Annotated in this window: 12 protein-coding genes; 6 read left to right on the plus strand and 6 right to left on the minus strand. The window is 64.8% G+C overall.

The genetic code is table 11. The features are described 5' to 3' along the window. Positions 1-27: 27 nt before the first annotated feature. The 6 genes from DDE23_RS10320 (at position 28) to DDE23_RS10345 (ending at position 7328) form a co-directional block, all read left to right on the plus strand. Positions 28-1131: a hypothetical protein gene (locus tag DDE23_RS10320; RefSeq protein ID WP_133239540.1), complete on the plus strand. Its 1104-nt coding sequence runs from the start codon at positions 28-30 to the stop codon at positions 1129-1131. Then, positions 1128-3584 (plus strand): vWA domain-containing protein, encoded by a 2457-nt coding sequence (locus tag DDE23_RS25410; protein ID WP_107751190.1) that lies wholly within the window; start codon positions 1128-1130, stop codon positions 3582-3584. The genes DDE23_RS10320 and DDE23_RS25410 overlap by 4 nt, the downstream gene beginning before the upstream one ends. A 4-nt stretch (positions 3585-3588) precedes the next feature. Beyond that, a complete protein-coding gene (locus DDE23_RS10330; RefSeq protein WP_107751191.1) occupies positions 3589-4335 on the plus strand; it encodes a hypothetical protein in 747 nt (248 codons plus the stop codon). A gap of 615 nt (positions 4336-4950) precedes the next feature. Continuing rightward, positions 4951-5568: a sugar transferase gene (locus DDE23_RS10335; RefSeq protein WP_272947874.1), complete on the plus strand. Its 618-nt coding sequence runs from the start codon at positions 4951-4953 to the stop codon at positions 5566-5568. After that, entirely contained in the window at positions 5565-6191 is a 627-nt protein-coding gene (locus DDE23_RS10340; protein WP_107751192.1) for an acetyltransferase, read from the plus strand. The genes DDE23_RS10335 and DDE23_RS10340 overlap by 4 nt, the downstream gene beginning before the upstream one ends. A 6-nt stretch (positions 6192-6197) precedes the next feature. Next, positions 6198-7328 (plus strand): DegT/DnrJ/EryC1/StrS family aminotransferase, encoded by a 1131-nt coding sequence (locus tag DDE23_RS10345; RefSeq protein WP_107751193.1) that lies wholly within the window; start codon positions 6198-6200, stop codon positions 7326-7328. 48 nt (positions 7329-7376) lie between these two features. On the opposite strand, the gene DDE23_RS10350 is transcribed toward DDE23_RS10345, so the two are convergent. The 6 genes from DDE23_RS10350 to DDE23_RS10375 form a co-directional block, all read right to left on the minus strand. Beyond that, positions 7377-8597, minus strand: a complete 1221-nt coding sequence (locus tag DDE23_RS10350) for a glycosyltransferase family 4 protein (protein WP_107751194.1) — start codon at positions 8595-8597, stop codon at positions 7377-7379. A 58-nt stretch (positions 8598-8655) separates the two neighbouring features. Beyond that, a complete protein-coding gene (locus DDE23_RS10355; RefSeq protein WP_133239541.1) occupies positions 8656-9408 on the minus strand; it encodes a hypothetical protein in 753 nt (250 codons plus the stop codon). A 24-nt stretch (positions 9409-9432) separates the two neighbouring features. Beyond that, the gene (locus tag DDE23_RS10360; RefSeq protein WP_157958005.1) at positions 9433-10431 is read right to left on the minus strand and encodes an O-antigen ligase family protein; all 999 of its coding nucleotides are present in this window, start codon (positions 10429-10431) and stop codon (positions 9433-9435) included. Positions 10432-10562: 131 nt separating this feature from the next. Beyond that, positions 10563-11837 (minus strand): UDP-N-acetyl-D-mannosamine dehydrogenase, encoded by a 1275-nt coding sequence (wecC, locus tag DDE23_RS10365; protein ID WP_107751197.1) that lies wholly within the window; start codon positions 11835-11837, stop codon positions 10563-10565. Then, positions 11837-12976: a non-hydrolyzing UDP-N-acetylglucosamine 2-epimerase gene (gene wecB / locus DDE23_RS10370; RefSeq protein WP_107751198.1), complete on the minus strand. Its 1140-nt coding sequence runs from the start codon at positions 12974-12976 to the stop codon at positions 11837-11839. The genes wecC and wecB overlap by 1 nt, the downstream gene beginning before the upstream one ends. Before the next feature lie 106 nt (positions 12977-13082). Continuing rightward, complete coding sequence (locus DDE23_RS10375; RefSeq protein WP_107751199.1) at positions 13083-13439, minus strand: MarR family EPS-associated transcriptional regulator; 357 nt, start codon at positions 13437-13439, stop codon at positions 13083-13085. Between the last annotated feature and the right edge of the window lie 157 nt (positions 13440-13596).

The following is a 13596-nucleotide window of genomic DNA, read 5'->3' on the forward strand; positions in this document are numbered from 1 at the left end:
GGCGGGTATCGGCCGTCGGGCCTTTGGATGACGGGAGCGCCCCCCTCTCCCCCGGCTGCGCCGATCCTTGGACTGCTCGCCCGTCTCGGCGGGCCGCATCGGCGCGGGCGGCAATTCGGCTCGCAGGGATGGCCGCGGCCGCTGGAACCCGCGCTGCCGGAGGCGCAGCTGCCGTCCCTTCGCGCCCGCCTTGCCCCGGTGCTCGCACGGTTGAACACCGACCGGCAGGCGTGGGTCGCCCGGACCGAGCGGGAGCTGCGGCTCGCGGCCAGTCTGGCCGCCCTTGCCGGTCTGGCGCTTGGCTGGAGCATGGGCGGGCTGCCTCTCGGCCTGGCGCTGATGCTCGGCGGCGCGGCTTTCGCCCTTCTGTTGCTGACGGGCCGGGCCCAGGGCAGCCTGCGCGCGGCGACCAAACAGGGGATCATCGGCACGCTGGCTCCCGACCTGACCGGCCTCGCCTCGGTTTCCCCCGAAGCCCGCGCGGCGCTTTACACCCCTGAAAGGCTGGAAGCCTGGCACCTTGCCCGCCCTGTCCACTCCGTCACGGTGGATGAATGCCTGACCGGCGAGCGCGCAGGATACCACGTCCGGGTTGCCCGCATCGGCCTCTATACCGGCAACGAGAACAACCGCGAGGCCGAGGTCGGGGGTGGGCTTTGCCTCGTCGCTGTCGAACTGGTAGCGGACGGCACCCATGACGGCACGCCGACCTTCGTGATCCCCACCGATGCCGCCCGAGCCCTGCGTGCGCCGCCGCTATCCCCAAGACCGCCGCAGATGGCCACAGGAGACGCCGATTTTGACGCGCGTTATCAGGTGCTTGGCAATCCGGCTCCCCTTGGTGCGCAAGCCCGCGCGGCGTTCGCGGCGCTGGAGGCCGTGACCCGCGCTGACCCGACCTGCACACGAGAAGTCCCGCCCGGCACCGGGCTGCGCCCCTTCGTGATCCTCCGCCCGGGGCAAGTGACCGTGCTGACACCGCTTGCGCTCTTTGACGGCGCCTTCGAACCGCCGCCCCCCTGGCAGTCGCTCGACGCCGACACCCTGATCCCGCGCTTCGCTGCGGACCTGCTGGCCATGGACCAGCACCTGACGGCGGCCCTCGCCCTGACGAAAGGACTTTCCCGATGATCCGCCCCTTGCGCCTGTTGACCGGGCTCGCCCTCGCCTCAACCCTTGCCCATCCAGCCCTGGCCGAGCGAGTCTCGGTCCTGGTTTTCGATGCCTCGGGCTCGATGTGGAACCGGGTCGAGGGCGATCTGAGCCGGATCGAGGTCGCCCGCGACGTGATGGGCGAATATTTCGCCAGCCGCGATGGCGCCGTGCCGCTGTCTGTCATCGCCTATGGCCACAACCGGCGGGGCGATTGCCGCGACATCGAGGTCGTGGCGCCGATGGGTCAGGGCTCGCCCGATGCGCTGGAGCGGCGGTTGCGCGGGCTGATGCCGCGCGGCATGACGCCCCTGACCGACAGCCTGGCGCTGGCCCGCGCTCAGATCCCGCCCACGGCCGAAGCGGCCGACATCATCCTCGTCACCGACGGGCTCGAGACTTGCGAGGGCGATCCCTGCGCGCTGGCCGCGAGCCTCGCCGCCGAGGGGATCGAGATCCGCGCCCATGTGGTGGGGTTCGGTCTCAGCCGGGCCGAGCTGGAGGGGCTGTCGTGCATCACCGAACAGACCGGCGGAATGATGTTCGACACCAATTCCGGCGCCGAACTGGCCGCGGCCCTGCAACAAGTCAGCGCCGCCGAGCCAGCGCCACCCGCCCCGCCGCCCACGCCGGAACCCGAACCCGCCGCGGCCTTCGATCTGGGCGACCGGGCCGAGGCCGGGTTCGCCTACCGCATCCGCTGGACCGGCGAGGCCACGTTTGTCGATTACATCGGCTTCGTCCCGCAGGGCGGCACCGACATGACGGCCGCGATCAGCTACCAGACGATCGGCGGGACCGGCGCCGCACCCAACAACCCCGTGACCCGCACCGCGCCGACCGAGCCGGGGATGTATGACCTCGTGCTGGTGACCGCCCGCGCCGGGATCATCGCCCGCCAGGCGGTCGAGGTCGTGGCGCCGCATCTGGGCTTCGAGGCCATCGGCTCGGTCGAGCCGGGCGCGCGGGTGGTCTTCACCTTCCGCGGCCCCGAACGGGTCGAGGAACGCATCGTCATCGCCCGCCCCGGGGATCCGCCCAACGCCCAGATCGGCGACTGGGGCTATGCACTGCACAAGAACGGCACCATCCGCCTGACGGTGCCCGATGAGCCCGGCGAATATGAGGTCCGCTATCTGAACCGGGGCCGGAGCGAGGTGCTGTTCGCCCGCCGCTTCGGTGTGGGCATTCCCTTCGCGGATGAGGACCAGACCCGCGCTTCCGACCTCGCCGCCGCGGCCTTTGCCGCGACCCAGGGCGACGCCAATCAGGACGCCATAGCCGCCCTGCCCGCCACCTTCCGCCTGCCCCCGGGCACCCCGGCCGGCGCGGTCAGCTGGGAGGGCATCCCGCTCGACCCCGACATGGCGCCCGAAGCCTGGGCGCCCCACGAGACCGGCGCCGCCGTCTCGGGCCTCTTCGAACCGGGCCGCTGGCGCATCACTGCCCGCGCGCCGGGCGAGGTGGTCTATTCGGCCGAGGTGACGATCTTTCCGGGCCAGACCGATGACGTGACCCTGACGCTTGTGGACGAGGCGTCGGACGGCGCGCTGGTCGGGGGCTGGATCCTCTGGGCGATCCCCCCGCGCGAGATCGACGACCAGCCGATGCGCATGGCGTCCTTCACCCTGCGGCTGAGCGACGAGGGGCAGGATTACATTGGCCGGATCGCGCCCGGGCCGGGGATGGGACCGGCGGCGACGCCGGTCGAGCTGACCTCGGTCGTGGTGGAATTCGGCGATCTCTTCATCGACTTCCCGCAGCCCGGGATCGCGGCCGAGCCGCTGCGCCTTGCCCTCTCGCCGCAGGGTCCGGGCTTTGTCGGCACGCTCTTTGCCGGGGGCGAACAACTGGCCGTCGCCGCCTGGCCCGAGGATGTGCCGCAGGATCTGGCGCTTTGGCGCGAGGCAGCTTTCGGGCCGGCGCAGGACGCAGACCCGGCGCAGCGGTTCTCGACCGCGGCGCGCTGCGACGAGCCGCGCTGCGCGCTGGTCGTCGACGGGCTGGCGCTGACGCTGGAACAGGGCTGGTCGATGACCGCGCCCGCCTGGGTCGGCGCCACCGCCGGGGCGCATCCGCTCGACGCGCCGCGGGTCGATTTCTTCGGGCCGGAGGGCGCGAGTTTGCACCTCAACCCGCATCAATGGCTGGCGAGCAACGGGCCCTGCTTCTCAACCGAGGCAGGCGCGCTCTGCCTCTTCCTCGACGCCCCGGCCGTGGCCACCGCCGCCGCCCTGCCGCTGTCCATGTCCCTGCGGCTGGTCGAGCGCGCCAGCACACCGGGGGCCACGGTGAAGGACCCCGGCCGCCCCGCCGCCCCCGGAGCCGCCGCCCCCGCCGCCAGGCGCCGCCTCGTCCCCGTCGAGCTGCCGGAGGGGCTGAGCCCCGCTGAGGTTCTCGACCGTCTCCTGCCCGGCCTGACCACGGAGTAACCCCATGACCAAACCCATCTTTCCAAGCTTCGCCATGGCGCTGGCCCTTCTGCCCCTCCCCACCCTAGCGCAGGATCTGCCGCGGCAGGGCAACGGCGTCCAGCGCACGGATGCCGGCGGCCTGATCATCGCCACCTGCCGACAGGGCGAGGGCTGCCATTGCTATCAATCCTCGCATTCGCTGGCCACGCTCGAGACCCAGACCGACCTCAGCCCGCCCGAGGGGCTGGACGCGCCGATCCTGGTCAGCCTCGACGGCGCGCTCTTCTGGAGCGAGGACAGCGGCCATGCCGTAGACCTGACCTATGGCGGCGACGGCCTTTGCGATCCCCAGGTCTTTCCCGAGGCCGATACGGGGCTGCCCCGCAACGGCGACTGGGCGATGACCATCACCGGGCACAGCCTGTCGGGCTGCCCCGATCAGGTCGCGGCAGCCATCGGCGGCGATATCGGCATCGGACGGACCGAGCGCCGCGCCATCACCTGGCCCCGGCCCTTCTCGATGGCACCGCTCACCGCCGACAATCCCGCTGCCGGCCCCTGGGTCAACCAGGGCGGTGGCGTCTGGAGCACCGAGGTGCTGAATTCCAGCGGCGCCATGGGCGCCAACGCCCGGGTGACGATGACGGCGCGCATCCTGAGCCCGGTCGAGATCGCGGTGACGAGTGTCTTCTCGACCGACGCCCTAGCGATCATCACCGGCCAAACCTGCCGCTCGACGACCGAAGCAAGGCTTCGTCGGCACGGCTGAAGGCGCGATCAGATGGCCTCGCGGGGATCGCTGGCACGGCCTCACAGGGCGCCCGGAGAGTGAATCCAGGGGCAGGGGATGTCGATTCGAAGTCTGGACAGGTTCGTGCGTCATGACCAAACAAGTGCCGCGGCGGCGAGGGCGATGGCCGGGGGACACAGCGTTGTGCCTCTGACTTAGCGCCTTGCGACCCGCCGCCAGCCCTTCGGCTTACCGGTTGTGACTGTGATCCAGTTGCGGCGTCCGCGGCAGCGCCCTTCGCAGCAGACACCCCTTTCCTCACAACTTGCAGCCGGGCATGCAGGCGCGTTTGCCCCGTCTCCCGCGGCGAAGGACCCAGTCCGCGTCATTGTCCCGACCTGCGATCAACCGATCGGAGGCGGCGGGCTGCTCAGCCTCGTCCGCTTCCTTGTCCGCCGAACGGGCTGCCCTTGAAACAGGGAAGTTCCATGCCGGCAAGACAGCCGGAAGGCAGGTTGACCCGTCTCGGCCCTCTCGGCGGCAAGCTGCCCAACACGGGGTCTCGCAACGGGTGCTTCTGGTTGCGCTGCCGGGAGAGATCAGGCAGAAGACGACCTAAGTTCTGAGGCGATCTTGGCGCCCGGATTCTCACATGTGGGCATCTCCATGAACAATTTCATTATTCGACTGCGTGATCTTTTCTTTGTCAGTATCGCCATCCTTTTGCTCTCGCCCCTGCTGATCGGCACGGCACTGTTGGTGTGGATCAAGATCGGCCGCCCGATCTTTTTCCGGCAAGCGCGGCCCGGCCTGCATGGCAAGCCCTTCCAGATGCTGAAGTTTCGCACCATGCGCGACGCCATTGGGCCCGATGGCCAGCCGCTGCCCGACAGCGAGCGCCTGCTGCCCTTCGGCAAGTTCCTGCGTGCCACCTCGCTCGACGAGCTGCCGGAGCTGTTCAACATCCTCAAGGGCGACATGAGCTTCGTCGGCCCCCGGCCCCTGCTGATGGAGTACCTGCCGCTCTACACGCCCCGTCAGGCGCGGCGGCACGAGATGCGGCCGGGGATCACCGGCTGGGCCCAGATCAACGGCCGCAACGCCATCACCTGGGATCAGAAGTTCGAATACGACGTCTGGTATGTCGAAAATCAGTCCTTTTGGCTCGACACCAAGATCTGCTGGCTGACCATGATGAAGGTCTTCCGGCGGTCCGACATCAATGCCCAGGGTGAGGCGACGATGCCGAAATTCCAGGGCCCCGGCTCATGACCCACCTGATCGGCGTCTATGGGGCGTCGGGCTGCGGACGGGGGATCATGCCGCTGGTTCGGGCGGAACACCCGGGCGCGACGCTGGTGTTCATCGACGATGGCCAGGCGCCGGGTTCGGTGAACGGCCATGCCATCACCGATTGGGCCGGTTTCCTGCAGCGCCCGGCACGGCAACGCTCGGTGTGCCTGGCCATCGCTTCGGGCCGGGTGCGCGAGACGCTGGCAGGCAAATGCGACGCCGCGGGGGTACCGCTGATCGGCGCCCGCGCGGCCTCGGTCGTCGAGATGGACGAGGTGCAGATCGGCGAGGGGGCGTGTCTGTCACCCTTCGTCACGCTGACCTCGAACATCCGCATCGGGCGGGCGTTCCACGCCAACCTCTATTCCTACATCGAACATGATTGCACGGTGGGCGATTTCGTCACCCTGGCGCCGGGCGCCAAGGTGAACGGGAATGTCACACTGGGTGATCATAGCTATATCGGATCGAACGCTGTCATTCGGCAGGGGCTGACCATCGGCCACGCCGCTGTGGTCGGCATGGGTGCGGTCGTCACCCGTGACGTGCCGCCGGGCGTGACCGTGGTCGGCAATCCGGCCCGCATCTTGAACAAAGGCTGATTTTCCATGCGCATCTATTTGTCCCGACCGCATATGTCCGGCCACGAGGAAGCCCGCGTGGCCGAGGCTTTCGCCTCGAATTTCGTGGCGCCCCTTGGACCGCAGCTCGACGCGTTCGAGGCCTCGATCCGCGATTACCTCGGCGGCGGGCTGCATTGCGTAGGCCTTTCCTCGGGCTCGGCGGCGCTGCATCTGGCGCTGCGCATGGCAGGGGTCGGGCCGGGGGATGAGGTCTGGATTTCTTCCATGACCTTCGCCGGCGGCATCTTCCCGGTCAATTACCTGGGTGCGACGCCGCGCTTCTTCGACCTCGACCCCAAAAGCTGGGCCATCGACACCGCGCGTCTGGCCGAGGAACTGGCCAAGGCCGCGGCCGAGAACCGGTTGCCCAAGGTGATCGTGCCGACCGACCTTTACGGCCAGTCCGTCGATCTGGACACGCTGGAAGCGCTGGCCGGGCAATACGGCGTGCGGCTGATCGTCGACAGCGCCGAGAGCCTGGGCGCGACCTTTCTGGGCGGGCGCAAGGCGGGCACCGGCGGCGATGCCGCGATCCTGTCCTTCAACGGCAACAAGATCATCACCACCTCGGGCGGGGGCATGCTGGTCACGCGGCACAAGGACTGGGCCGATCAGGCGCGCTTCCTGGCCACCCAGGCGCGCGATCCGGCGCCCCATTACGAGCATTCGACCTTTGGCTACAATTACCGGCTGTCGAACATCTGCGCCGCGATCGGCGTGGGGCAGATGCAGGTCCTGGACGACCGCGTGGCCCGTCGCCGCGCCATCTTCGAACGCTATCGCGCCACGCTGGAGCGGCCCGGTATCGCCTTCATGCCCGAGCCCGAGGGCTATCGCTCGACCCGCTGGCTGACCACGCTGACCATCGACCCGGCCGAAACCGGTACCGACCGCGAGGCGATCCGCCTGATGCTGCTGGAGCACCAGATCGAATCGCGCCCGCTGTGGAAGCCGATGCACATGCAGCCGCTCTACGCAGGCTCAGCCTACCACGGCAGCGGCGTCGATGAGCGGCTCTTCGAGAAGGGCCTGTGCCTGCCCTCGGGCAGCGACATGACCGACGCGCAGCAGGGTGAGGTCATCGAGCGCGTGCTCGACCTGCTGGGCCGCTCTTGACCGACATCGGCGCGGGGGCTCGTGCGCAGCGAGCCCCCTGCGATCCGCCTAGCGCCGGGCGGCGCCGGCAACCCAGTTGACCCAGTCACTTGCAAGGCGGGACCGCGCGAAGCGGCTTGTCGCCAGCGCCTGTGCGCGGGCGCCCTTGTCCCGGAGCGCCGCGCGGTCGTCGGCGGCAGCGATCAGCGCGTCGGCAAAGGCCTGAGGCTGATCGGGTGGTACGGCAAAGCCGCAATCCGTCTCATCGATCAACTCGGCCAGCCAGCCGGGATAATTGTTCAACACAGGCAGCCCGGCGGCGATGTAGTCGAAGAACTTGTTGGGCGAGGTGCCGAAATAGAATGCCGGCACATTGCGCAAAACCTGCAAACCGACGTCCGCACCGGCCATCAGCCCCGTCAGTTGCGTTTTCGGCACGGGATCAAGGAACAGCACGTTGTCGAGCCCCTCGTCCCGGGCCCGCGCCTGAAGCTGCGCCTTCTCCCGACCTTGCCCGACCAAGGCAATGCGGATGTCATCGCGCCCCCGCGCCCTGAGCACCGCTGCCGCGTCGAGCACAGCGTTCAGACCGTTCGCCGAACCATGCGTGCCGGTGAAGATGGCCAGCAACTGGTCATCGGCCACCCCCTCTGGACGCCACGACTCCGTCGACTGCGCGAAAAGATCCATGTCGCAGCCGTTCGGCACCATGGCGATGCGATCGCGCGCGACACCGCGTTTGGCGATGCCGTCCACGATCCCCGGCGACAACCCGACCAGCCGGTCGGCCGAGCGATACGACATCCATTCCAGCGCTGACAACAGCCCCAGCACCACCGGATTGGTGATGACCCCCATCGCCTTGGGAAGCTCGGGCCAGAGGTCGCGCACCTCGAAGACGAAGGGCTTGCGCCTTAGCCAGCGCGCGAAAATGCCCGGTATCCCGGCCGTGAGCGGCGTGGTTGTCGCGAAGACGACATCGGCGGGCTCACGCAGGGCGACGCCGATCGACCCCAGGGCAAATTTCGCAAAGACCCCGACGCGCTGCGCAAAACCCATGTGGTTGGCGTAGTCCAGCGCGAACTCGATCACCTCGATGCCGTCCACCACGCCCCGCCGTCGCCCACGCACGAAGTCGCCGGTCAGCCCGGTCTTCCCCTGCGCATAGCTGCCGCAGACCATTGTCACGCTGTGCCCATCCCGAAGCAGCGCCTGCGCCATTTCGTAGGATCGTGTCCCGGCCGAACCCTGCGGGGTGGAAAAGTGCTGATGGAAGTAAAGGACGTGCATTGAGTATAGTTTCCTTCTTGGTGCCAGCTCGCGACTCGTCAAGCCGGTCCGCCCGATCCTAGTAATGACTTACGGCATATAGGGAGCCAAATACAATTGGTGATACAATCGCGATGCTTGAGAACTGAGAGGTCAAAATCACTAGCGTGATCTCGTCTAGGCTTTCTCTATTATCCAAGAAACGGGAGATTTTTGGATCAATCAAGAATGCAAGGACAAGTGTTCCCAAGCCATTAAAGAATCCAAGACCTTGCAATATGACCGGCGCCGCATCAACAAAGAATATCGCCAGGATATTGATCAAGAATATTGATGCGCCAAAGATAAAATATACCCAAGTCGCCATCAAGAGAAGCGGAAGGTGCTGACGCAAGGACGCAACGAGCCCGGGGACGTTTTCGCCGCGGTCGCTCAGCCGCTCGCGATCATCGACAAGAAGCGCATCTGGCCGAATGAACGATCTCAAAACGCCGGAACCGCCTCCAAAGCTCTTGGAAACCATGAAGAAGTATCTGGCAAGCGAGTGCCTGAAGAAAATCGCAGCGGATACGGAAAGCGCAGCAAATACGATGGCAACGAAAATGGCGAAGAAAAGTGCATCCAAGTCTCTACGCATAACAAAGTAGCCCAGTGCGGGCGGGAAAGAAAATATACTCAGTCTCTTGAGTGTATTCATGATCTTCTCGATTGCCGCGCCAAAAGCATTCATTGATGCCTTTGATGCAGCCATCCTTGATATCACTGCAAAAGCATCGAACAGCGCATAGCCTGAAAAGAATAGCGCAACCCAGCCAATTATAAACGCATTCATATTTCAACCCTATTGCTGGCGCATCTATAGTGAGAGCTTGTTTCTAGTGGAGAGCGCGAGAGGAAGGAAATATAGGAATCGCCAGTAGGACATGTCGCCCGTAAACTGAAGTGCGGTAAGGAAAAGAATGATCAACGCGCGCGAAAACGCATCAGCCCTTATAAAGACCCAGGTGAGGATCAATAGAAAAAATGTCGCTCCAACCAATCCATATTCAGCCAAGGCCTCTCCGAAAAAGTTATGCGGATAGACAAATTCATAGGACTTAATATCCATGTCGTCCGAGAAGTGTATCCAATTGGAAATCCCGACTCCTAGGATTGGATTCTGCCAGAAAACTGAAATTGAGTCCCTTAGCATCTGCTGCCTTATCCCGATAGACCCTGCATCCGAGTCATTCAGATCTGAGGAGAGCAGTCTTTGAAAGACTGAGAACCGCTCGGGCAACAAATTCAACTCACTCAATGTGAGAAATGCCAGAACCGTACAGCCCACCACCACGGATAATGCGCCCAGCCTGCGGCTTGCAATAAGAAAGAAGAGACCAGAGGCACCCATTGCGATAAGCGGTCCTTTGGATCCGGTCCAAATAACCGCCAGAAAAAAAAGGAAGAAAGTGACGATAGGCACCATCCCACCGCCTCTAACGTACCTACGCAAACAGAGTAGGCACATGGTCGCCATGATCCAGCCAAAAATGATTGGCCCATTCAAGAAAAATCTGACCTGTCGGTCCCAGAAGCCAAAGAGCAGCTTGTATGCAATTGTTAGAGAGAGGATCACCAAACCACATACCACGAACGAGGTATAGAAGCTCTCATCGTGGCGATCAACCGCGCGACGGAAGATCAGGTACACGAATAATCCTCCCACCAAGAAGCCGTCAATTTTGACCAGGGCGATCGCTGGATCGATAGGCAGCAGTGCCTGCACTGATAGAAATGCCGCCAAGGCAAAGAACAATAGTGAAACTGAGCGGCTTTCCCGAGGATCCTGAGCGATAAAAAAAATCGATCCGATCATCAGGATTGCCGATAACGCAAGCCGCTCGATTGACAATGCTTCTCCCAGCCCTACTCCACCTACCGACAGAGATAGATATGCAAGAAACGCAGCGGGTAACGCTTTAAGTGTGTGTGAGATCGATCGCATCCTCATAAGGACTGAACCCACACTCCCCTCGCATCCACCACCTTGCCTCGGGGCGTGGGCGTGCCGCGGAACTCGCGGTGGTCCACCAGCATCACATGCACATCCGAGCTGGCGGCGGCGGCCAGATCAGCAAGACTGGCGGACTCGAGTCCCTTCGGCAGGTCGTCGACATTCGGCTCGACCACCAGCAACGGACCCGGGTGCTCGGCTGCAATCAGGCGGGCAATGTCCAGCGCCGGGCTTTCCCGCAGGTCGTCAATGTCCGGCTTGAAGGCGAGGCCGTAGACGGCCACCGTCACCTCGGTGGCGGTCTGCCCCGGGTTTTCCATGAGGTGGGCGCCGATTGCGTCGCGGACCTTGTCCAGAACCCAATGCGGCTTGCTGTCATTGACCACCCGCGCGGTGCGGATCAGCCGTGCCTCGTCCGGCGAGGACGAGACGATGAACCACGGATCGACGGCGATGCAATGGCCGCCGACACCCGGACCGGGCTGCAGGATGTTGACGCGGGGGTGGCGGTTGGCGAGCCGGATCAGCTCCCAAACATCCATGCCCAGCTTGTCGCAGATCAGCGACAATTCGTTGGCGAAGGCGATGTTCACATCGCGGAAGCTGTTCTCGGTCAGCTTCGCCATCTCGGCCACGCGCGGGCCGCTGGCGACCACGCAATCGCCGGTGACGAAGGCCTTGTAGAGCGCCACCGCCCGGGCCGAGCAAGCCGGGGTCATGCCGCCGATCACACGGTCGTTGGTGATGAGCTCCTGCATCACCTTGCCGGGCAGCACGCGCTCGGGGCAATGGGCGACGCGGATGTCCGACGCCTCGCCGGCGTTCTGGGGAAAGCTCAGATCGGGGCGCGCCGCGGCCAGCCAGTCGGCCATCGCCTCGGTTGCGCCGACGGGCGAGGTGGATTCCAGGATCACCAGGTTTCCGGGACGCAGCACCGGCGCGATCGCCTTGGACGCCGCCTCGATATAGCTGAGGTCGGGATCGTGGTTGTCACCCTTGAAAGGGGTCGGCACGGCGATCAGGAAGGCTTCGGCGGGTTCGGGCGTGGTGGTGGCGCGCAGGAACCCTTCCTTCACGGCGGCATGGACCACCATGTCCAGATCGGGTTCGACGATGTGGATCGCGCCGCGATTGATGGTGTCGACGGCCCGCTGGTTCACGTCGATGCCGACCACCTCGATCTTGCGAGAGGCGAACATGGCCGCGGTGGGCAGGCCGATATAGCCAAGGCCGATGACGGAAATGCGCTTGAAGGAATGATCAGACATTATTTTTGAACCTTATCGAGGCCGAAGAAGTCGAGGATAGCGTCACGGATCCGCTGTGCGGCCAGCCCGTCACCATAGGGGTTATGCGCGCGGGCCATCGCCTGATACGCGGCATCGTCGTCCAGCAGCGCCGTCGCCTCGCGCTGGATCAGCGCGGTATCGGTGCCCACCAGCTTGACGGTGCCGGCGTCCACCGCCTCGGGGCGCTCGGTCGTGTCGCGCATCACCAGCACCGGCTTGCCCAGCGAGGGGGCCTCTTCCTGCACGCCGCCTGAATCGGTCAGGATGATGTCGGCGCGGCGCATCAGATGGACGAAGGGCAGATAATCCTGCGGCGCAATCAGTTTGACGCTTTGCAGGGTGCCGAGGCTCGTTTCCACCGGCCCCTTGACGTTGGGGTTCAGGTGAACGGGATAGATGATCTGCACATCCTGACGCTGCGCCAGCGCGGCGATGGCATCACAGATCCGCTGGAACCCGCCGCCAAAGCTTTCCCGCCGGTGCCCCGTGACCAGGATCATGCGCTTGCCTGCGTCGATTCCGAAATCGGCGTCGAAGGCCGCGCTTTGCTGCGCATCGCCTTCCAGCCGGTCAACGACTTCGAGCAGGGCGTCGATCACCGTATTGCCGGTGATGATGATGGTGTCCTGTGCCACGCCCTCGGCGCGCAGGTTCTGCGCGGCCTTTTCCGTCGGGGCGAAATGCAGGCGGGCGATGGTGCCCGTGACCTTGCGGTTGATCTCTTCGGGCCAGGGCGAATAGATGTTGCCGGTGCGCAGCCCGGCTTCGACATGACCGACCGGGATCTGCTGGTAATAGGCCGCCAGCGAGGCGGACAGCGTGGTCGTGGTGTCGCCATGGACCAGCATCAGGTCTGGTTTGAAATCCTCGAGGATCGGCTTCAGCCCGGCCAGCACCGAGGCGGTGATCTCGGTCAGGCCCTGCCCCGGCTTCATCACGTTCAGGTCGTATTCCGGCTCGATCTCGAACAGCCTGAGCACCTGATCCAGCATCTCACGATGTTGGGCCGTCACGGCGACACGGACATCGAGTCCAGGCGTCTTCCGGAGCGCTTCGTGCACCGGAGCCATCTTGATGGCCTCGGGCCGGGTGCCGAATACCATGAGAATTTTCTTCATCACAATGCCTTTGGATGTGTGTTCAACGTGGTGCCAGGGATCGGTTCAGGCCCGGGGGAAGGTCCCACAAAAGGTCCCTCGGGGCAGATTGTGTTGTAGGGAGGGATCATGACGGCTTTTGAAGCCGCTCATGGTCCAGATCAGATTCCAGCGCTTCGATTTCCTCGCGCAGCGCGGCGTATTCCTCCAGCTTGCGGGCCAGGAACGCTCGGGTCAGCGCTGCTTTGCGGGTAATGCCCTTGGGCGTCAGGATATAGGCGTAGCGCCGCTTGTCTTCCGCCGCCGAGAAATTGCCCAGCTTGACCAAACCCTTCTCGATGAGCGCGTTGAGGACATAATGAATGCCTCCGACGCTGATACCCGCAGCCCGCGCCAGTTCACGCTGCGACATCTCCGGGTTGTCCTGGAGGAGTCTCAGCACCCGAAAATGCGTGTCTTCCTGCAACTTGCTGCGCTTACTCATCAATCGTCCTCCGCTTGACCAAAACAGCCACTCGAAACAATGGGAGCGGTGTGTTGGAGGTCCCGCAGATTATGTCAACCCTCGCATCGGCGCCTTCGCTCGATATTGAGCGGATAGCACCGGCCGGATCCAAAGGCAATGTGGCCAGGTCTCGTGC

The organism is Pararhodobacter aggregans, from assembly GCF_003075525.1.
In the GTDB taxonomy this organism is placed as follows: Bacteria; Pseudomonadota; Alphaproteobacteria; order Rhodobacterales; family Rhodobacteraceae; genus Pararhodobacter; species Pararhodobacter aggregans.